This window comes from Pseudomonas sichuanensis (assembly GCF_024749065.1).
In the GTDB taxonomy this organism is placed as follows: Bacteria; Pseudomonadota; Gammaproteobacteria; order Pseudomonadales; family Pseudomonadaceae; genus Aquipseudomonas; species Aquipseudomonas sichuanensis.
In genome coordinates, this window is sequence record NZ_CP087185.1 from 4747819 (window position 1) to 4769089 (window position 21271).

16 protein-coding genes are annotated in these 21271 nt (G+C 64.7%); 15 read left to right on the top strand and 1 reads right to left on the bottom strand.

The features are described 5' to 3' along the window. The first annotated feature begins 51 nt into the window (after positions 1-51). From LOY51_RS21445 to LOY51_RS21470, 6 genes are all read left to right on the top strand, one after another. Positions 52-564: an RNA polymerase sigma factor gene (locus LOY51_RS21445; RefSeq protein ID WP_110993252.1), complete on the top strand. Its 513-nt coding sequence runs from the start codon at positions 52-54 to the stop codon at positions 562-564. A 91-nt stretch (positions 565-655) separates the two neighbouring features. Then, on the top strand, positions 656-1618 hold the full coding sequence (locus LOY51_RS21450; RefSeq protein WP_125860032.1) for a FecR family protein: 963 nt from the start codon (positions 656-658) through the stop codon (positions 1616-1618). Between the two features lie 126 nt (positions 1619-1744). Further along, a complete protein-coding gene (locus tag LOY51_RS21455; RefSeq protein ID WP_258642970.1) occupies positions 1745-4333 on the top strand; it encodes a TonB-dependent receptor in 2589 nt (862 codons plus the stop codon). Positions 4334-4736: 403 nt separating this feature from the next. Beyond that, a complete protein-coding gene (locus LOY51_RS21460) occupies positions 4737-5339 on the top strand; it encodes a biliverdin-producing heme oxygenase (RefSeq protein ID WP_309475583.1) in 603 nt (200 codons plus the stop codon). 49 nt (positions 5340-5388) lie between these two features. Further along, positions 5389-5802, top strand: a complete 414-nt coding sequence (locus LOY51_RS21465; protein WP_125465304.1) for a YbaN family protein — start codon at positions 5389-5391, stop codon at positions 5800-5802. Between the two features lie 58 nt (positions 5803-5860). Continuing rightward, positions 5861-7207: a CoA transferase gene (locus LOY51_RS21470; RefSeq protein WP_258642975.1), complete on the top strand. Its 1347-nt coding sequence runs from the start codon at positions 5861-5863 to the stop codon at positions 7205-7207. A gap of 192 nt (positions 7208-7399) precedes the next feature. Here LOY51_RS21470 and arcD (LOY51_RS21475) read toward each other — a convergent pair whose 3' ends face one another. Continuing rightward, positions 7400-8827, bottom strand: coding sequence for an arginine-ornithine antiporter (gene arcD, locus LOY51_RS21475; protein ID WP_125860040.1), 1428 nt, complete (start codon positions 8825-8827; stop codon positions 7400-7402). 437 nt (positions 8828-9264) lie between these two features. On the opposite strand from arcD (LOY51_RS21475), the gene arcD (LOY51_RS21480) reads away from it, so the two are divergent. From arcD (LOY51_RS21480) to gcvP, 9 genes are all read left to right on the top strand, one after another. Then, complete coding sequence (arcD, locus tag LOY51_RS21480; RefSeq protein ID WP_125860042.1) at positions 9265-10692, top strand: arginine-ornithine antiporter; 1428 nt, start codon at positions 9265-9267, stop codon at positions 10690-10692. A gap of 33 nt (positions 10693-10725) precedes the next feature. Further along, a complete protein-coding gene (gene arcA, locus LOY51_RS21485; protein WP_125860044.1) occupies positions 10726-11979 on the top strand; it encodes an arginine deiminase in 1254 nt (417 codons plus the stop codon). A 71-nt stretch (positions 11980-12050) separates the two neighbouring features. Further along, complete coding sequence (locus LOY51_RS21490; protein WP_110993243.1) at positions 12051-13061, top strand: ornithine carbamoyltransferase; 1011 nt, start codon at positions 12051-12053, stop codon at positions 13059-13061. A gap of 119 nt (positions 13062-13180) precedes the next feature. Next, positions 13181-14110 carry a carbamate kinase gene (gene arcC / locus LOY51_RS21495; RefSeq protein WP_258642979.1) on the top strand — a complete coding sequence of 310 codons (930 nt, stop codon included), beginning with the start codon at positions 13181-13183 and terminating at the stop codon, positions 14108-14110. Between the two features lie 56 nt (positions 14111-14166). Next, complete coding sequence (locus LOY51_RS21500; RefSeq protein WP_125860048.1) at positions 14167-14535, top strand: DUF5064 family protein; 369 nt, start codon at positions 14167-14169, stop codon at positions 14533-14535. 220 nt (positions 14536-14755) lie between these two features. Further along, entirely contained in the window at positions 14756-16264 is a 1509-nt protein-coding gene (gene gcsR / locus LOY51_RS21505) for a transcriptional regulator GcsR (protein ID WP_125465311.1), read from the top strand. A gap of 163 nt (positions 16265-16427) precedes the next feature. Then, positions 16428-17633, top strand: coding sequence for a sodium/glutamate symporter (gene gltS, locus LOY51_RS21510; RefSeq protein WP_258642980.1), 1206 nt, complete (start codon positions 16428-16430; stop codon positions 17631-17633). Between the two features lie 384 nt (positions 17634-18017). Then, on the top strand, positions 18018-18401 hold the full coding sequence (gcvH, locus tag LOY51_RS21515; RefSeq protein WP_125465316.1) for a glycine cleavage system protein GcvH: 384 nt from the start codon (positions 18018-18020) through the stop codon (positions 18399-18401). Positions 18402-18411: 10 nt separating this feature from the next. Continuing rightward, a complete protein-coding gene (gcvP, locus tag LOY51_RS21520; protein WP_258642982.1) occupies positions 18412-21267 on the top strand; it encodes an aminomethyl-transferring glycine dehydrogenase in 2856 nt (951 codons plus the stop codon). The last annotated feature ends 4 nt before the right edge of the window (positions 21268-21271 follow it).

A 21271-nucleotide genomic window follows, 5' to 3' on the forward strand; every position in this document is an offset into this window, starting at 1 on the left:
CCATATGGATGATAAGCATTATCATTCGCCCCACAGTGGCCAGGTCCCCCCGTGAGTCAATCCCGGTTCAATTCAGTCTTCCTCACCCAGCGCCTCAGCCTGCTGCGCACCTTGCAACGCATGGTCGGCAACCCCAGCACCGCCGAGGACCTGCTGCAGGAAACCTACCTGCGGGTCACCCGTGCCCTGGGCGAGCGGCCGATCGAGCACCTTGAACCCTTCGTGTTCCAGACCGCGCGCAACCTCGCCCTGGACCACCTGCGCGCCCGCCGGGTGCAGGCACGCACCCTGGTCGACGACGTGCCCGAGCAAGTGCTGCACAACGTCGCCGCGCCCGCCGGCAGCAGCGAGGATGCCGCCCACGCCGAGCAACTGCTCAAGCACCTGAGCACGAGCCTCGGCCAGCTGACCGAACGCCAGCAGCGCATTTTCATCCAGAGCCGCCTGCATGGCGCCAGCTACCTGGAAATCGCCGAGCAACTGAACGTCTCGGCCAGCACCGTGCAGAAGGAACTGAAACTGATCATGGCCATCTGCATGGGCGTCGCCGCTCGGCACCAGTGACGCGACCACTCGCCGCGCACCTGCGTAAAGCCCTTGCCATGTGCCGGGCCTGCGCCGATCATGCGCAAAAAAGCCCCCGCAAGGATCCTTCGTGACCGATCAGCCCACCCCTCGCCCGACACCTGCCGAGCCTGATGCCCGCGCCCGTGCCCGCGAGGAGGCGATGGACTGGCTGATCCGCCTGCAGTGCGCCACTGACCAAGACACCCAGGCCTTCGAGCACTGGCTGGGCGCCGAGCCGGAAAACGCCGAAGCCTACGTCGAGGCCGAAGCGCTGTGGAACGGTGCGCCACTGCGCCAGGCCGCCGAGCAAATGCAGCAACGCCAGCGCCGCTCCCTCGGCGGGCGCCTGCGCAGCCACTGGAAGCCGCTGGCCACCGCCGCCGTGCTGCTGGTCGGGCTTTTCACCTTCGGCAACCTGCCTGTGCGCCTGCAGGCCGACCACCTCACCGTGGTCGGCGAGCGCCAGCGCCTGCAACTGGAGGACGGCGCCAAGGTTCTACTCAACACCAACTCGGCCTTCGCCAGCGATGTGCGCGACGGGCGCCAGGTTGCCCGCTTGCTGCAGGGCGAAGCCTACTTCCAGGTCGCCGGCGGCAGCCAGCCGCCGCTGGAGGTGCAGGCCGGGCCGCTGCGCGCCAACGTGCGCGACACCGACTTCGCCGTGCGCTACCTGGATGGCGAAGCGCAGGTGCGCGTGCAGCGCGGCGACGTCGATCTGCAGGGGGCCCGCGACCAACGCATCCGCCTGAGCGCTGGCGACAGCATCAGTGTCGGCCCCCAGGGCTTCGGCCAGCGCCAGCGCGTCGACCTGAACAAAGAACTGGCCTGGGTCGAAGGCCGCCTGGTATTCGAGAACTGCCCGCTGGGCCAGGTCATCGCCGAAGTGCAGCGCTACTACCCAGGCTGGATCATCAGCCGCAATGCGCAGCTGGAGCAGGTTGCAGTCACCGGCAACTACCGCCTCGACCAGCCCCTGCAAACCCTGCGCGCCCTCGCCCACATCACCTCGGCGCAGCTGCATGAATACCCCGCCGTGGTGATTCTCAACTAAGCCAACAAGTTTTTTTACGCGACCCCTGTAGGCAGCACGTCTCGTTATAGCCAATGCAACTGATTCTCGTTCGATAACGACAACAGTCCACGCCTATAACCCCTCGCGCGACAGGGAGCGCTTTCGATGTCCACAGGTCCAACCCGCCCGTTCACCCCTTCCCGCCGCCACGGGCAGCTGTCCTTGCTGACCCTCGCCCTGCTCGCCAGTGGCGCCGGCAGCCTGCCGGCCCTGGCCGTGGAGCCCGCCCAGGCGAGCAGCCCGCGCATGGGCGACTACCGCTTCGCCATTGCCCAGCAGCCGTTGGTTTCGGCGATCAATGCGTTCAGCCAGGTCACCGGCTGGCAGGTCGGCTTCAACGCCGAGCTGGCCGAAGGCGTGGCCTCGCCAGGGGTGCAGGGCTCGCTGGCCCCGGAAGCGGCGCTGCAGCGCCTGCTGCACGGCACTGGCCTTGCCTATCGCAAGATCGACAACGCCAACGTGGTGCTCGAGCGCCAGGCGGGCAGCGCCATCGCCCTGCAACAGATGACCGTCAGCGCCACCCGTAGCGCCCAGGAAGTCAGCCAGGTGCCCAGCACCGTCAGCGTGCAGACCCGTGAGCAGCTGGACCGGCAGAACGTCAACGACATCAAGGACCTGGTGCGCTACGAGCCAGGCGTGTCGGTCGGCGGCGTTGGCCAGCGCAGCGGCCTGAACGGCTACAACATCCGCGGCATCGACGGTGAGCGCATCCTCACCCAGGTAGACGGCGTGTCGATCCCCGACAGCTTCTTCTACGGCCCCTACGCCCAGACCCAGCGCAACTACGTCGACCCGGAAATCGTCAAGCGCGTCGAGATCCTGCGCGGCCCGGCCTCGGTGTTGTACGGCAGCAACGCCATCGGCGGCGCGGTCAGCTACTTCACCCTCGACCCTGAAGACATCATCAAGCCCGGCAAGGATGTCGGCGCGCGCCTGAAGACCGGCTACAGCTCCGCCGACGAGAGCTGGCTGACGTCCGCCACCGTCGCAGGCCGCCACGCCGACTTCGACGGCCTGCTGCACCTGAGCCAGCGCAACGGCCACGAGACCGAGTCCTACGGCGAACACGGCGGCAGCGGCCTGGCCCGCACCGAAGCCAACCCCGAGGACGTGCGCACCACCAACGTGCTGGCCAAACTGGGCTGGAACTACGCCGACGACGCCCGCCTGGGCCTGACCTACGAGCACTACAAGGACGACCGCGACCAGAACATCCTGAGCTCCGTGGGCGGGCCGTTCATTCCCGGCTTCGGCGCCTCGAACTCGTACCGCATGCGCCAGGGCAACGACACCGTCACCCGCGAACGCTTCGGCATCAATCATGAATTCGGCCTCGACAGCCTGGTCGCCGACCACGTGAAGTGGAGCCTCAACTACCAGATCGCCAAGACTGACCAGCGCACCGACGAGCTGTACTTCGCCGCCGGCCGCCAGGTGTTCCGAGACCGCCAGACCACCTACAAGGACCGCCAGTGGGTCGTTGACGCCCAACTGGACAAAGCCTTCAGCATTGGCACCACCGAGCACCTGCTGACCTATGGCACCACCCTCAAGCACGAGAAGATCAGCGGCATCCGCCAGGGCGTCGGCACCTGCCTGAACGTCGGCGGTTCCTGCACAGCCGTCGGCCAGAACAGCGCCCGTGATGGCCAGGTACCGGTCAGCGACTTCCCCGATCCGACCGTGAACACCTACAGCCTGTTCGCCCAGGACGAGATCCGCTGGAACAACTGGACCTTCCTGCCGGGTGCCCGCTACGACTACACCCGCATGGAGCCCAAGTTCACCGACGAATTCCTGCGCGGCGTGCAGAGCACCAGCGTGACCGGTGCCGCCAATGCCGACGACTCGGCCAAGAAGTGGCACCGCGTATCGCCCAAGCTGGGGGTCACCTACGCCTTCAACGACAACTACACCTGGTACGGCCAGTACGCCGAGGGCTTCCGCACGCCGACCGCCAAGGCCATGTACGGCCGCTTCGACAACCCGGGCCTGGGTTACAGCGTGCAGCCCAACCCTGACCTGGAGCCGGAAAAGAGCAAGAGCTACGAGACCGGCCTGCGCGGCAACTTCGACGCCGGCAACTTCGACGTGGCGGTGTTCTATAACAAGTACCGCGACTTCATCAACGAAGACGCCATCCTGTCGTCCAACCTGGGCGCCAGGTTCCAGGCCAACAACATCAAGCACGCCACCATCCGCGGCGCCGAGTTCAAGGGCCGCCTGAACCTCGACCACTTCGGTGCCGCGCAAGGCCTGTACACCCAGGGCTCGGTGGCCTATGCCCGTGGCCGCAACGACGACAACGGCCAGCCGCTGAACAGCGTCAACCCGCTCACCGCCGTGCTCGGCCTGGGCTACGAGCAGCAGAACTACGGTGGCTTGCTCAGCTGGACCCTGGTCAAGCAGAAGGATCGCGTCGACGACACCACCTTCTTCGCCCCCGACGGCACCAGCAAACAGTTCCGCAGCCCCGGCTACGGCGTGCTGGACCTGACCGGCTTCTACAAGGTGAGCGAGGACGTCACCGTCAACGCTGGCCTGTACAACCTCACCGACAAGAAGTACTGGCAGTGGGATGACGTGCGCGGCTACGACTCGATCGGCGAAGCCAGCGTGACTCAGCCAGCCAACCTCGACCGCCTGACCATGCCGGGGCGCAACTTCGCCATCAATGTGGTGTGGGATATCTGATCTGAAATCGGTGCAGCCCCTATCGCCGGCAAGCCGGCTCCCACAGACAAAGCGCCAAGCCTGAGGCGGGCGCTCACCTGCGGGAGCCACTGCCTTGCTCGCCATTCAAACAGCTGCGCGATCACTGTGGGAGCGGGTTTACCCGCGAACACGGGCATAGCCCGTGCCAGGCACCAAGTTGTCATCTTCGCGGGTAAATCGCAGCGGCGAACCGCCGCTCTCACAGCCTGAGTGCAGGTCTTGAGTTAGGCGCGGTCAGGTGGGAGCCGGCTTGCCGGCGATAGGGGCAACGCCAATGCTGCGTCCGACGAATGATTCAACTTCCCAGATGAGGTTTTTTTACTGTCGTGCGTCATCTGTTTCGTCTTAACACTAGACAACCCATTTCCCAAGGATGCCCCCGATGTCCACCTCCTCCGAGCGCGCCGCCCTGCGCTCCCAGCGCCTGAACCAGGTCACCCACGCCCCGCACACCGAGCTGGACGCCCTGGTCAAGTCGCACAAGCCGTTCGACAGCCGCGAGAGCTTCGCCCGCTTCGTGGTCGCCCAGTACCTGTTCCAGTCGGAGCTGCAGGCCCTGTACAACGACCCGCAATTGATCGCCATCGTCCCCGACCTGGCGGCGCGCTGCCGCGCCGAACAGGCTCGCCTGGACCTTGCCGACCTCGACACCGAAGTGCCGGCGCCCTTCGCCGGCGCCCTGCAGAAACCGAGCCTGGGTGAAGCGCTGGGCTGGATCTTCGTCTCCGAAGGCTCCAAACTGGGCGCCGCATTCCTGATCAAGCGCGCCGTGGCGCTGGAACTGTCCGACAGCTTCGGTGCCCGTCACCTGGGCGAACCGGAAGGTGGCCGCGCCGAAGGCTGGAAGCAGTTCACCCGCATTCTCGACAGCCAGGCCCTGTCGCCCGAGGAAGACGCCGCCGCCGAACGTGGCGCGGTCGCCGCCTTCGAGCGCTTCACCGAGCTGCTCAAGCATGCCTACGCCACCGACGCCGCGCTGGCCTGACACGCTTCACCCGGCCGCCCGCGGGCGGCCGCACCGCTGTAGTGAGACCATGACCCGACTCGCCCGCTCCAAAGTGTCCCGGCTGCTCTACGCGATCCTGGCTTATGTCAGCTTAGGGATCGGCCTGGTTGCCATCGTCATCCCTGGCCTACCCACCACCGAGTTCATCCTGCTCGCCGCCTGGGCCGCTACCCGCAGTTCGCCGCGGCTGTCCGCCTGGCTGGAGAACCACCGGTTGTTCGGGCCGATCCTGTACAACTGGCGCAATGGCCGGGTGATCCAGCGTCGCGCCAAGGTCAGCGCGACCCTGAGCATGCTGCTGTGCGCGGGGCTGATGCTGACCTTTCTTGCGCACCACTGGCCGGTCTACCTGGCCATCGCCGGCATGACCCTGGGCAACCTTTGGATCTGGTCGCGCCCGGAGCGGCCGACCACGCCGAGTTGCGCCGAACCGCAACGCTGAGGGGTTTGCACTGTGCTGGCGGATGTACTGCAATAGGGCCCAGCAAGGAGGACCCTGCATGCAGCCGTTGCTCGACACCATCGCCCAGTCCCTGAGCCTCGACCCCGCCGCCGTGCGCTGGCAAGGGGTCGGCGCACTGCCCTCGACGTTCGCCGTGAGCGAACTGGCCACCGCCAGTATTGCCGCCTGCGGCCTGGCTCTGGCCAAACTGCTGGAAAGCCAGGCGGGCGCTTGCCCAGCGGTGCGGATCGACCGTCGCCTGGCCTCATTCTGGTTCAACACCAGCCTGCGCCCTCACCGCTGGCAACTGCCGCCATTGTGGGACGCCATCGCTGGCGACTACCCAACCGGCGACGGCTGGATCCGTCTGCACACCAATGCCCCGCACCATCGTGCCGCTGCCTTGCAGGTGCTCGGCACCCACGCCGAACGCGCCAGCGTCGCCCGCGAGGTGGCCAGATGGCAGGGCGATGCCCTTGAAGCCGCTGTGGTCGCAGCCGGTGGCTGCGCGGCGCGCATGCGCAGTTGGCCGCAATGGTGCGCCCATCCACAGGGCCAGGCGGTCAACCGGCAACCGCTGATCCTGCGCCAGGCCTTCGCCGGGCCGGCACAGGCCTGGCAGGGCAACACCGCCAGGCCGTTGGCCGGCGTGAAGGTGCTCGACCTCACCCGCATCATCGCCGGCCCCGTGGCCACCCGCTTGCTGGCCGCGTTCGGCGCCGAGGTGCTGCGCCTAGACCCACCCGGCTGGGACGAGCCTTCCCTAGCGGCGGAAGTCACCCTGGGCAAGCGCTGCGCGCGCTTGGACTTGCGGGCACAGGCTGATCGCCAGGTATTCGAACGCCTGCTGAGCGAGGCCGATATCCTGGTCCACGGTTACCGCGCCGATGCGCTCGAACGGCTGGGTATGGGTGCCGAACGTCGCCGCCAGCTCAACCCCGGCCTCATCGATGTGGGCCTGAACGCCTATGGCTGGGGTGGCCCCTGGCAGGACCGCCGCGGCTTCGACAGCCTGGTGCAGATGAGCGCCGGCATCGCCCACGAAGGCATGCGCTGGCAGCAAGCGGATCGGCCTGTGCCGCTGCCAGTGCAGGCGCTGGACCATGCCACCGGCTACCTGATGGCGGCGGAGGCGATCCGCGCGCTGACCGAGCGTTTACGCAGCGGCCAGGGGTGCCAGGCGCGGCTGTCGCTGGCGCGTACCGCGGCATTGCTGGTGGAACGCGGAACGGTGGCAGAAGACCTGCCGCTGGCGGCGGAAACGGCTGCGGACCTCGAGCCGTACATCGAGCACACCCCATGGGGTGCGGCGCAACGGATCAAAGGGCCGCTGCAGGTGGGCACGGCGGTGATGGCATGGGCACGAGGGAGTTGCGAGCTGGGTTCGGCCACTGCTCAGTGGTGACCACTCAACACGCATCTTGTACCGCTCAACGCGCATTCTCTGTGTAAGAGCAACTGTCTTGCTCAACTGCTAAAGCCAGCGCGATCCCTGTGGGAGCGGGCTTGCCCAGCGAACACGGGCGAAGCCCGTGCCACCCTGCACAGCCCTTTCGCGGCGCAAGGCCGCTCCTACAGAAGGCGCGTCATGCGCGGTTCACAGACTCAACAGCCCCGAATACAACGCATACGCCGCCAGCCCCGCGCCTGCCAGCACCCCCGCGAAGATCAGCTTTTCCCACGGGGTGAACAGCGCCTGCCCCTGCTCGTGCCTGGCCCGGGCGAACAGAATCACCCCCGGCGCGTACAGCAGCGCTGACAGCAGCACATACTTGAGCCCACCGGCATACAGCAGCCAGACCGCGTACAGCAAAGCGATCAGCGCCACCAGCAGGTCATTGCGGCGCACGCTGGGCTGGCCTTGATAGCTGTCGCCACGCAACGCCAGCAACACCGCATAGGCCGCCGACCAGAAGTACGGCACCAGGATCATCGATGACGCCAGGTAGATCAGGCTGGTGTAGGTCCCCGCCGAGAACAGCGTGATCAACAGGAAACCCTGAATCATCACGTTGGTCAGCCACAGCGCATTGGCCGGCACGTGGTTGGCGTTTTCCCGGGCAAGGAAGCGCGGCATGGTCTTGTCGCGGGCGGTGGCGAACAGGATCTCGGCGCACAGCAGCGCCCAGGACAACAACGCGCCCAGCAGCGACACCGCCAGCCCGATGCTGATCAACAGCGCGCCCCACGGCCCGACGATGTGTTCCAGCACCGAGGCCAGCGACGGGTTCTGCAGCCCGGCCAGTTCCGGCTGGGTCATCACCCCCAGCGACAGCACGTTGACCAGCACCAGCAGCGCCAGCACCCCGAGAAAGCCCACCACCGTGGCCTTGCCCACATCAGATCGGCGCTCGGCACGGCCGGAATACACGCTGGCACCCTCGATACCGATGAACACGAACACCGTCACCAGCATCATGTTGCGCACCTGTTCCAGCACGCTGCCGAACTTGGGGTTGCTCAAGCCCCAGATGTCGCGAGTGAAGATATCGGCACGGAAAGCGAACGCGGCAATCACGATGAACATCAGCAGCGGCACCACCTTCGCCACGGTGGTCACCTGGTTGATGAACGCCGCCTCCTTGATGCCGCGCAGCACCAAAAAATGCACCGCCCACAGCAGCAGCGAGGCGCAACCGATGGCCAGCGGCGTATTGCCTTCACCGAACGCCGGGAAATAGAAACCCAGGGTGCTGAACAGCAACACGAAGTAGCCGACGTTGCCCAGCCAGGCGCTTATCCAGTAGCCCCAGGCGGACGAAAAACCCATGTAGTTGCCGAAGCCGGCCTTGGCGTAGGCGTACACCCCCGAGTCCAGTTCCGGCTTGCGGTTGGCCAGGGTCTGGAACACGAAGGCCAGCGCCAGCATGCCTACTGCGGTGATGCTCCAGCCGATCAGCACGGCGCCGACGTCGGCGCGCGCCGCCATGTTCTGTGGCAGCGAGAAGATCCCCCCGCCAATCATCGAGCCGACCACCAACGCGATCAGGGCGCCTAGGCGCAGCTTCTGTCCCGGTTCGCTCATGGCGCTTCTCCCCTCTGCCCCGTGCGGCGCATGAAATTTCGATCTAACGCATATAAATGTTACAGCATATTTATATTAATGCAGGACATTAAAGCTAGTTCACTCATAACTCCTTTGTCTAACTAAAAGCGCACGACGCGCAGAGTTTTAACGGACTTTCTCGCGCATGGCGCATTGCCACCACTCAATCATGTGAAAAATTTGCGAAATATCCAGAAACGGCTAGCTTCATAGCGCAGGCAAAACGGAGCGTTTGCTCTAGATGGACACGGAGGTGCCAGTGCACAAGGCTTGCAGCAGAGCTGTCGGCATCCTCCAGGAGGTACATGAAGGGTCTTTTTAACCCTTCATGTCGGCATGAACTGATCTAAATCAGCTAATGACCCAGGCGTCAGATTTATTCTGAAGTCAACTTTCTCCTGGTACGGAGTCGTTAAATGTCTGATTCTCCCGCAAAACTAAAGTTAGGTGCACTTGTTGCACTTGTCGTCGGCTCGATGATTGGTGGCGGGATCTTCTCGCTGCCGCAAAACATGGCCGCCAGCGCCGGCGTAGGGGCCGTGCTGATCGGCTGGGCCATCACCGCGGTGGGCATGCTCACCCTCGCCTTTGTGTTCCAGACCCTGGCCAACCGCAAACCTGACCTCGACGGCGGCGTATACGCCTACGCCAAGGCAGGCTTCGGCGATTACATGGGCTTTTCGTCCGCCTGGGGCTACTGGATCAGCGCCTGGCTGGGCAACGTCGGCTACTTCGTGCTGCTGTTCAGCACCCTGGGGTATTTCTTCCCGATCTTCGGCGAAGGCAATACACCGGCGGCGGTGATCGGTGCCTCGATCCTGCTGTGGGCCGTGCACTTCCTGGTGCTGCGCGGCATCAAGGAAGCGGCGTTCATCAACCTGGTCACCACCGTGGCCAAGGTCGTGCCGCTGGCGCTGTTCGCGTTGATCTGCCTGTTCGCCTTCCGGCTCGACATCTTCACCGCTGATATCTGGGCCGTCGGTACGCCGGAGCTGGGCAGCGTGATGAACCAGGTGCGCAACATGATGCTGGTCACCGTGTGGGTGTTCATCGGCATCGAGGGCGCGAGCATCTTCTCCTCCCGCGCCGAAAAACGCTCCGACGTGGGCAAGGCCACGGTCATCGGTTTCGTCACCGTGCTGCTGTTCCTGGTGCTGGTCAACGTACTGTCGCTGGGGGTGATGACCCAGCCGGAACTGGCCAAGCTGCAGAACCCGTCCATGGCCGCCGTGCTTGAACATGTGGTCGGCCACTGGGGGGCGGTGCTGATCAGCGTCGGCCTGATCATCTCGCTGCTGGGGGCGCTGCTGTCGTGGGTGCTGCTGTGCGCCGAGATCATGTTCGCCGCCGCCAAGGACCACACCATGCCGGAGTTCCTGCGCCGCGAGAACGCCAACCAGGTGCCGGCCAACGCCCTGTGGCTGACCAACGCCATGGTGCAGATCTTCCTGGTGATCACGCTGTTCTCCAACAGCACCTACCTGTCGCTGATCTACCTCGCCACCTCGATGATCCTGGTGCCCTACCTGTGGTCGGCGGCCTACGCCTTCCTGCTGGCCTGGCGCAGCGAGACCTACGAGCAGGCCCTGGCCGAACGCAAGAAAGACCTGATCATCGGCGGCATCGCCCTGGTCTACGCGATCTGGCTGCTGTACGCCGGCGGCGTGAAGTACCTGCTGCTCTCGGCCCTGCTGTACGCCCCTGGCGCCATCCTGTTCGCCAAGGCCAAGCGCGAAGTGGGCCAGCCGATCTTCACCAGCATCGAAAAACTGATTTTCGCCGCCGTGGTGGTGGGCGCCCTGGTGGCGGCCTACGGCTTGTACGACGGCTTCCTGACCCTTTGAACACCTGTCTTCGCTTTACTGGAGGAATGAACCATGTCCACTGAAAAACAGAAATACGGCGTCCACTCCGAAGCCGGCAAACTGCGCAAAGTGATGGTTTGCTCGCCAGGCCTGGCGCACAAGCGCCTGACCCCGAGCAACTGCGACGAACTGCTGTTCGACGACGTGATCTGGGTTGACCAGGCCAAACGCGACCACTTCGACTTCGTCACCAAGATGCGCGAGCGCGGCGTCGATGTGCTGGAAATGCACAACCTGCTGACCGACATCGTCCAGCAACCCGATGCGCTGAAGTGGATTCTCGACCGCAAGATCACCTCCGACTCTGTCGGCGTCGGCCTCACCAACGAAGTGCGCAGCTGGCTCGAAGGCCTGGAGCCGCGCAAGCTGGCCGAGTTCCTGATCGGCGGCGTGGCCGGTGAAGACCTGCCTGACAGCGAAGGCGCCAGCGTGATCAAGATGTACCGCGACTACCTGGGCCACTCCAGCTTCCTGCTCGACCCGCTGCCCAACACCCAGTTCACCCGCGACACCACCTGCTGGATCTATGGCGGCGTGACGCTCAACCCGATGTACTGGCCGGCGCGACGCCAGGAAACCCTGCTGACCACCGCCATCTACAAATTCCACAAGGAATTCACCGGCGCCGACTTCCAGGTCTGGTACGGCGACCCTGACAAGGACCATGGCAAGGCCACCCTCGAAGGCGGCGACGTGATGCCGATCGGCAATGGCATCGTGCTGATCGGCATGGGCGAGCGCACCTCGCGCCAGGCCATCGGCCAGCTGGCGCAGAACCTGTTCGCCAAGGGCGCGGTGGAAAAAGTCATCGTCGCCGGGCTGCCCAAGTCCCGCGCCGCGATGCACCTGGACACCGTGTTCAGCTTCTGCGACCGCGACCTGGTCACGGTCTTCCCGGAAGTGGTCAAGGAGATCGTGCCGTTCATCATTCGCCCGGACGAAAGCAAGCCTTACGGCATGGACGTGCGCCGCGAGAACAAGTCGTTCATTGAGGTGGTCGGCGAACAGCTGGGGGTCAAGCTGCGCGTGGTCGAAACCGGCGGCAACAGCTTCGCCGCCGAGCGCGAACAGTGGGATGACGGCAACAACGTGGTGGCCATCGAGCCCGGCGTGGTCATCGGCTACGACCGCAACACCTACACCAACACCCTGTTGCGCAAGGCCGGCATCGAAGTCATCACCATCAGCGCCGGCGAACTGGGCCGGGGCCGCGGCGGCGGCCACTGCATGACCTGCCCGATCGTCCGCGACCCTATCGACTACTAACGCCCATTGCACCCGGCCGCTTCCAACAGACAGCGGCCGGGCATACCTCACCGAATCCAAGGAGAACCGTCATGGCGTTCAACATCCATAACCGTAACCTGCTCAGCCTCGAGCACCACACCACCCGCGAACTGCGCTACCTGCTGGACCTGTCCCGCGACCTCAAGCGCGCCAAGTACACCGGCACCGAGCAGCAGCACCTGAAGGGCAACAACATCGCCCTGATCTTCGAGAAGACCTCGACCCGCACCCGCTGCGCCTTCGAAGTCGCCGCCTACGACCAGGGCGCCAATGTCACCTACATCGATCCCAATTCCTCGCAGATCGGCCACAAGGAAAGCATGAAGGACACCGCCCGCGTGCTCGGGCGCATGTACGACGCCATCGAGTACCGTGGCTTCAAGCAGGAGATCGTCGAAGAGCTGGCCAAGTTCGCCGGCGTGCCGGTGTTCAACGGCCTGACCGACGAGTACCACCCGACCCAGATGATCGCCGACGTGCTGACCATGCGTGAGAACAGCGACAAGCCGCTGCACGACATCAGCTACGCCTACCTGGGCGACGCCCGCAACAACATGGGCAACTCGCTGCTGCTGATCGGCGCCAAGCTCGGCATGGACGTGCGCATCGCCGCGCCGAAGGCGCTGTGGCCCCATGACGACCTGGTCGAGCGTTGCAAGAAGTACGCAGAAGAAAGCGGTGCGCGCATCACCCTCACCGAAGACCCGAAAGCCGCAGTCAAAGGCGTGGACTTCGTTCACACCGACGTCTGGGTATCGATGGGCGAGCCGGTCGAAGCCTGGGGCGAACGCATCCAGCAACTGCTGCCCTACCAGGTGAACAAGGAGCTGATGAAGGCCACCGGCAACCCACGCACCAAGTTCATGCACTGCCTGCCGGCATTCCACAACTCCGACACCAAGGTCGGCAAGCAGATCGCCGAGCAGTACCCGCACCTGGCCAACGGCATCGAAGTGACCGATGACGTGTTCGAATCGCCGGCGTGCATCGCCTTCGAGCAGGCGGAAAACCGCATGCACACGATCAAGGCGATCCTGGTTTCGACTCTGGCTGATCTCTGAACCCCGGTAGCGGCAAGCTGCAAGCGGCAAGCGACAAGAAGAAGCAAGACCGCGTGCGATCCGCTTTTTCTAGTAGCTTGAAGCTTGAAGCTTGCAGCTCCAACCAAAGGACATTCCCCATGCGTATCGTTGTTGCATTGGGCGGCAACGCCCTGCTGCGCCGTGGCGAGCCAATGACCGCTGACAACCAGCGCGCCAATATCCGCACCGCCACCGAACAGATCGCCAAGATCCACCCCGGCAACGAACTGGTCATCGCCCACGGCAACGGCCCGCAGGTCGGCCTGCTGTCGCTGCAGGGCCTGTCGTACAAGCCGGATGAAGCCTACCCGCTGGATGTGCTCGGCGCCGAGACCGAAGGCATGATCGGCTACATGATCGAACAGGAGCTGGGCAACCTGCTGGCCTTCGAGGTGCCGTTCGCCACCCTGCTCACCCAGGTTGAAGTGGACGCCAATGACCCGGCCTTCAAGGACCCGACCAAGTTCATCGGCCCTGTGTATGCCAAGGAAGAAGCCGAGCGCCTGGCCAAGGAGAAAGGCTGGGTGGTCAAGCCCGACGGCGACAAGTACCGCCGCGTGGTGGCCAGCCCCAAACCCAAGCGCATCTTCGAGATCCGCCCGATCAAGTGGCTGCTGGAAAAGAGCAGCATCGTGATCTGCGCCGGTGGCGGCGGCATCCCCACCATGTACGACGAAAACCGCAAGCTCAAGGGCGTCGAGGCGGTGATCGACAAGGACCTGTGCTCGGCACTGTTGGCCGAGCAATTGGAAGCCGACCTTCTGATCATCGCCACCGACGTCGATGCCGCCTACATTGACTACGGCAAGCCGACCCAGAAAGCGATTGCCCAGGCCCACCCCGACGAGCTCGAAAAGCTGGGCTTCGCCGCCGGTTCCATGGGGCCCAAGGTGCAGGCTGCCTGCGATTTCGCCCGGCATACCGGCAAGGTCGCGGTGATCAGCTCGCTGGAAAACATCGAGGACATCGTCAAAGGCACCGCCGGCACACGGGTTTCCACCGCCAAGCCGGGTATCAGCTACCGTTGAATGCAGTTGGCGGGCGCCCGGCGCCCGCCGTTTTCAACCTTCCGGAGGTTTCCACCATGGCCCAGTACCAACCCGGTCACGTTCATATCGAGCGCACCGCGCTGAACACCAACGACCACAGCTACGACCTGAACATCGAGTACGAGGCCACGTCGGACCCCAGGGAAGGCCGCGGCATCCAGTTCCGTATGCATGGCAGCATCGAGGGTAAGAATGTCGACGAGAAGTTCTTCCTGGCCAAGGACCAGGTGCTGCCGAGCTTTCTGATGCAGTTGAGCCGCAAGGCCCAGTCTTACCTGCCGGCGCCGAAGAAGTTCGAGAACCTCGGCTCGCCGCACAAGCTCTACGACTACATGTTCGAGGACATCCGGCAGAAGCTTGATGTGAAGTCCGGCGACCCGATCAAGCCTGAACACCTGGAATAGTCGAATTCATCGCGGGGCAAGCCCGCTCCCACAGGGACTGCACCACCCTCCGGGGCAGCGCTGTAATTGTGGGAGCTGGTTTACCAGCGATGAGGCCCGTACAAGCAACACCGGACAGATGCTCACATGTTGCCACCGTGGGAGCGGGCTTGCCCCGCGATAGGCTTCATACGATCACCAAGGCATACTGTCGCCCTCCCCGGCCATAACCGCCTACCCCATGCGCATCCACGTCAGCTTCATCGACCGCGTCGGCATCACCCAGGAAGTCCTGGCCCTGCTTGGTGCCCGCAACCTCAACCTCGATGCCGTGGAGATGGTCCCACCGAACGTCTACATAGACGCCCCGACCCTCAGCCCCGCCGTGCTCGAAGAGCTGCACGACGCCCTGTTCGAGGTGCGTGGCGTGCAGTCGGTGGAAGTGGTCGACATCCTCCCCGGCCAACGCCGCCACCTGCAGCTCGACGCCCTGCTCGCCGCCATGAGCGACCCGGTGCTGGCGGTGGACAGCGCCGGCAAAGTGCTGCTGGCCAACCCGGCGCTGATCGCCTTGTGCGGGCGTGAGTCGGCCGGGCGTTCATTGGCCGAGCTGTTCGGCGACCCCGACCTGCTCCAGGTCCTGCTGGATAACAATTTCCACCTGCCCATGCGCGAGATGCAGCTCAATGGCCAGAGCCTGCTGCTCGACGCCACGCCGATCACCAATGCCGGCGGGCTGCTCACCCTGTACCCGCCCAACCGCATGGGCGAGCGGCTGTCGGCGCTGCACCACGATCACGCCGAAGGCTTCGACGCCATGCTCGGCGACTCGCCGGCCATTCGCACCCTCAAGGCCCGCGCCCTGCGCGTGGCGGCCCTCGACGCACCCTTGCTGGTGCACGGCGAAACCGGCACCGGCAAAGAGCTGGTAGCCCGCGCCTGCCATGCCATCAGCAGCCGCCATGCCGCGCCCTTCCTGGCCCTCAACTGCGCCGCCCTGCCCGAGAGCTTGGCCGAGAGCGAGCTGTTCGGCTATGCTCCGGGCGCCTTCACCGGCGCCCAGCGCGGCGGCAAGCCGGGGCTGATGGAGCTGGCCAACCAGGGCACGGTGTTCCTCGACGAGATCGGCGAGATGTCGCCCTACCTGCAGGCCAAGCTTCTGCGCTTCCTCAGCGATGGCAGCTTCCGCCGGGTCGGTGGCGACCGCGAAGTGAAGGTGGACGTGCGCATCATCAGCGCCACCCACCGCAACCTTGAGCAGATGGTCAGCGAAGGCAGCTTCCGCGAAGACCTGTTCTATCGCCTCAACGTACTCAACCTGCAAGTGCCGCCGCTGCGCGAGCGCGGCCAGGACATCCTGCTGCTGGCGCACTACTTCATGCAGCAGGCCTGCACCCAGATCCAGCGGCCACAGTGCCGACTGGCGCCGGCCACCCATGCGGCGCTGCTGGCCAACCCCTGGCCGGGCAATGTGCGCCAGCTGCAGAACGTGATCTTCCGCGCTGCGGCCATCTGCGAAAGCAACGTGGTGGATATCGGCGACCTGGACATCGCCGGCACCTCGGTGGCGCGCGGGCAGGACGGCGAAGTGGCGAGCCTGGACCAGGCCGTCGGCGATTTCGAGCGCGAGCTGTTGCAGCGGCTGTATGCCAGCTATCCGTCGACCCGGCAGTTGGCCGGGCGGCTGCAGACCTCGCACACCGCCATCGCCCAGCGCCTGCGCAAGTACGGCATTCCCGGCAAGGCCTGAGCGTCGCCATCGAGCTCGACGACTCATCAGAAAATAGCAAAGGCAATCTCAGAATTACCCTACCCGCACACCCCAAACTTCCTAAACGCCGCCGCGTACCATACCGGGCTCTGTTCATGGGGCATGCGGTTTTCGCCCCGGCTTTTAAGGAAGAGTACGCTGAATGCTTGAGCTCGATTTCTATGGAACGCTGGTGGCCGCTTCGCTGGTCCTTCTGCTGGGACGCGGCCTGGTCAAACGGGTCGGTTTCCTGCGCACCTACAACATTCCCGAACCGGTAGCCGGCGGCCTGGTGGTCGCCCTGCTGCTGTTGGCGCTACGCGGCCTTGATGTCCGGGTCCAGTTCGACACCTCGTTGCAAACACCGCTGATGCTGGCGTTCTTCGCCACCATCGGCTTGAACGCAGACATAGCAAGCCTGAAAAAGGGCGGGCGCGTCGTCGGCGTATTCCTGCTGGCAGTCGCCGGGCTGCTGGTCGTGCAGAACGCCCTGGGCATCGGACTGGCCAAGGCCTTGGGGCTTGACCCGCTGATGGGCCTGCTGTCCGGCTCCATTTCCTTGTCCGGCGGCCATGGCACCAGTGCCGCGTGGGGCGCGACCTTCAGTGAGAAGTTCGGCCTGGCCTCGGCCACCGAACTTGGCATGGCCTCGGCAACGTTCGGCCTGGTGCTGGGGGGCCTGATCGGTGGCCCCGTCGCGCGTCTGCTGATTGCCGGGGTCAAGACGCCTGGCTTCGAACAGCAACCTCCCCGGCTGCCCAAGGGCTTCGAACAGCCCGACAAGGAGCGCTTGATCACGCCCTTTTCCCTCATCGAAACCATTGCCCTCATCGCCATCAGCCTGCTGGCCGGTACCCAGCTCAATGGTGTGCTGCATGACACCGCCTTCGAGTTGCCGACCTTCGTGTGCGTGCTGTTCGTCGGCGTGACCCTGCGCAACGGCTTGTCAATGCTGGGCGTGTACCAGGTGTTCGAACGGGAGGTTTCAGTGCTGGGCAATGTCAGCTTGTCGCTGTTCCTGGCGATTGCACTGATGTCGCTCAAGTTGTGGGACCTCGCCGCCCTGGCCTTGCCCTTCCTCGTCCTGTTGGCCGCGCAGACGCTGGTCATGGCGCTGTTCGCGATTTTCGTGACCTTCCGCATCATGGGCCGCAACTACGATGCGGCAGTGCTGGCGGCCGGCCATTGCGGCTTCGGCCTCGGCGCCACGCCGACGGCCATCGCCAACATGCAGGCGATCACCCAACGCTACGGGCCTTCGCAACTGGCCTTCCTGGCAGTGCCGATGGTGGGCGCGTTCTTCATCGACATCATCAATGTCATCGTGATCAAGCTGTACCTTGCCTTGCCCTTGTTCAGCGTCGGCTGATCAGCTGAGCGCCCGCCTGTTCCCCTCGCCTACGGCTACGGGAATCGCCGCTGCGTATTGCGCTCCACCCACATGTGCTGGTTCCCCCAGAAGGCGGTGCTCAGGCGCCGCCTTTTTTAATGTAACGAAACAAGTACATCGTATCGAAATCAATACACACCCATTCGAGTGCGCCTGCACAAGGGTTTGATCCTCAAGTGCTTTTGAATCCAGCTGGCTGTGTATCGATTTCATTCCATGCACATGACAAAACGCGTGCTAAAAATATGTAAGCCATTGATTTTAATGCATTTATCTATACTGGCCGCATTATTGCTAAGGAAATTCCAACCTTAAGAGCGCGGGTCTACCGCGCCAACGCCCCCTGCTTCCCGAGGAATTCCCATGAGCGAGTTGCGTTTCACCGAAGATCACGAATGGCTGCGCGTCGAAGCCGACGGCAGCGTCACCGTGGGCATCACCGCCTACGCCCAGAACGCCCTTGGCGATGTGGTCTACGTGCAACTGCCGGAACTGCAGCAGTACGACAAAGGCGCCGAAGCCTCCACCGTGGAATCGGTCAAGGCCGCCAGCGGCGTGTACATGCCCCTGAGCGGTGAAGTGGTCGCGGTCAACGACGGCCTCAACGATCAACCCGAGCTGGTCAACGAAGACCCGCTGGGCGAAGGCTGGTTCTTCCGCTTCATCCCCGCCGACATGACCGAAGTGGCCGCCCTGCTCGACCAGGACGCCTACGACCGCCTGCTCAAAGCCAACGACGACGCCTGAGGAACCTGCCATGACCATCAACCTCGGCACCGCCAACGAATTCATCGCCCGTCACATCGGCCCACGCGCCGCTGACGAGCAAGCCATGCTCGCCACCCTCGGTTTCGACTCGCTGGAGGCCATGAGCGCTGCGGTCATCCCCGACAGCATCAAGGGCACCAGCGTGCTGGGCAGCGAAGACGGCCAGAGCGAGGCCGATGCCCTCGCCGCCCTGAAAGCCATCGCCGCCAAGAACCAACTGTTCAAGAGCTACATCGGCCAGGGCTACTACAACACCCACACCCCGGCACCGATCCTGCGCAACCTCCTGGAAAACCCGGCCTGGTACACCGCCTACACTCCCTACCAGCCAGAAATCTCCCAAGGCCGCCTGGAAGCGCTGCTGAACTTCCAGACCCTGATCAGCGACCTGACCGGCCTGCCGATCGCCAACGCCTCCCTGCTCGACGAAGCCACCGCTGCCGCCGAGGCCATGACCTTCTGCAAGCGCTTGTCGAAGAACAAGGCCAGCCATGCCTTCTTTGCCTCGGTACACTGCCACCCGCAAACCCTCGACGTGCTGCGCACCCGCGCCGAACCGCTGGGTATCGACGTGGTGGTGGGCGACGAGCGTGAACTGAGCGACGCCAGCGCCTACTTCGGCGCCCTGCTGCAGTACCCGGCCAGCAACGGTGACGTGTTCGACTACCGCGCCGTGGTGCAGCAGTTCCACGCCGCCGGCGCCCTGGTGGCCGTGGCCGCCGACCTGCTGGCCCTGACCCTGCTGACCCCGCCTGGTGAATTCGAGGCCGACGTGGCCATCGGCAGCGCCCAGCGCTTCGGCGTGCCCCTGGGCTTCGGTGGCCCGCACGCGGCCTACTTCGCCACCCGTGACGCGTTCAAACGCGACATGCCAGGCCGCCTGGTCGGCGTGTCGATCGACCGCTTCGGCAAGAGCGCCCTGCGCCTGGCCATGCAGACCCGCGAGCAGCACATCCGCCGCGAGAAAGCCACCAGCAACATCTGCACCGCCCAGGTACTGCTGGCCAACATTGCCAGCATGTACGCCGTGTACCACGGCCCGGCCGGCCTCAAGCGCATCGCCGAACGCACCCACGCGCTGACCGCGATTCTGGCCACCGGCCTGGTGAAACTGGGTGTGAAAGTGCTCACCAGCGATTTCTTCGACACCCTCACCCTGGCTACCGGCACCAACACCGCCGGCCTGCATGACAAGGCCCGCGCCCAGGGCATCAACCTGCGCCAGATCGACGCCGCGTACCTGGGCCTGTCGCTGGACGAAACCACCAGCCAGGCCGATATCGAAGCCCTGTGGCAGCTGTTCGCCGAAGGCCAGGCCACCCCGGACTTCGCCGCCCTGGCCGCGACTGTCGCCATGCGTCTGCCGGCCGCCCTGCTGCGCCAGTCGGCCATCCTTGAACACCCGGTGTTCAACCGCTACCACAGCGAAACCGAGCTGATGCGTTACCTGCGCCGCCTGGCCGACAAGGACCTGGCGCTGGACCGCACCATGATCCCGCTGGGCTCGTGCACCATGAAGCTCAACGCCGCCAGCGAGATGATCCCGGTGACCTGGGCCGAGTTCGGCAACCTGCACCCGTTCGCCCCGGCCGCGCAAAGCCAGGGCTACCTGCAGATGACCAGCGAGCTCGAAGCCATGCTCTGCGCTGCCACTGGCTACGACGCCGTATCGCTGCAGCCCAACGCCGGCTCGCAAGGCGAATATGCAGGCCTGCTGGCGATCCGCGCCTACCACCGCAGCCGTGGCGACAGCCATCGCGATATCTGCCTGATCCCGTCCTCGGCCCACGGCACCAACCCGGCCACCGCCCACATGGCCGGCATGCGTGTGGTAGTGACCGCCTGTGACGCCCGTGGCAACGTCGATATCGACGACCTGCGCGCCAAGGCCCTCGAGCACCGCGAACGCCTGGCCGCGATCATGATCACCTACCCGTCGACCCATGGCGTGTTCGAAGAAGCCATCGGCGAGATCTGCGCGATCATCCACGACAACGGCGGCCAGGTGTATATCGACGGCGCCAACATGAACGCCATGGTCGGCCTGTGCGCCCCGGGCAAGTTCGGCGGCGACGTGTCGCACCTGAACCTGCACAAGACCTTCTGCATCCCCCACGGCGGCGGCGGCCCGGGCGTCGGCCCGATCGGCGTCAAATCGCACCTGGCACCGTTCCTGCCGGGCCACGCTACGCTTGAAAACACCGCTGGCGCGGTATGCGCCGCACCGTTCGGCAGCGCAAGCATCCTGCCGATCACCTGGATGTACATTCGCATGATGGGTGGCGCCGGGCTCAAGCGCGCTTCGCAGATGGCGATCCTCAACGCCAACTACATCGCCCGTCGCCTGGAAGAGCACTATCCTGTGCTGTACACCGGCGGCAACGGCCTGGTGGCGCATGAGTGCATCCTCGACCTGCGCCCGCTCAAGGACACCAGTGGCATCAGCGTCGACGACGTGGCCAAGCGCCTGATCGACTTTGGTTTCCACGCCCCGACCATGTCGTTCCCGGTAGCGGGCACGCTGATGATCGAGCCGACCGAGAGCGAATCGAAAGAAGAACTGGACCGCTTCTGCAACGCCATGATCCAGATCCGCGAAGAGATCCGCGCCGTGGAGAACGGCAGCCTGGACAAGGACGACAACCCGCTGAAGAACGCCCCGCACACCGCGGCGGAGCTGGCCGGCGAATGGACCCACGGCTACAGCCGCGAGCAGGCGGTTTACCCGCTGCCGAGTCTGGTGGAAAGCAAGTACTGGCCACCGGTCGGCCGCGTCGACAACGTGTTCGGCGACCGCAACCTGGTCTGTGCCTGCCCGTCGATCGAGAACTATCAGGACGTCTGATAGC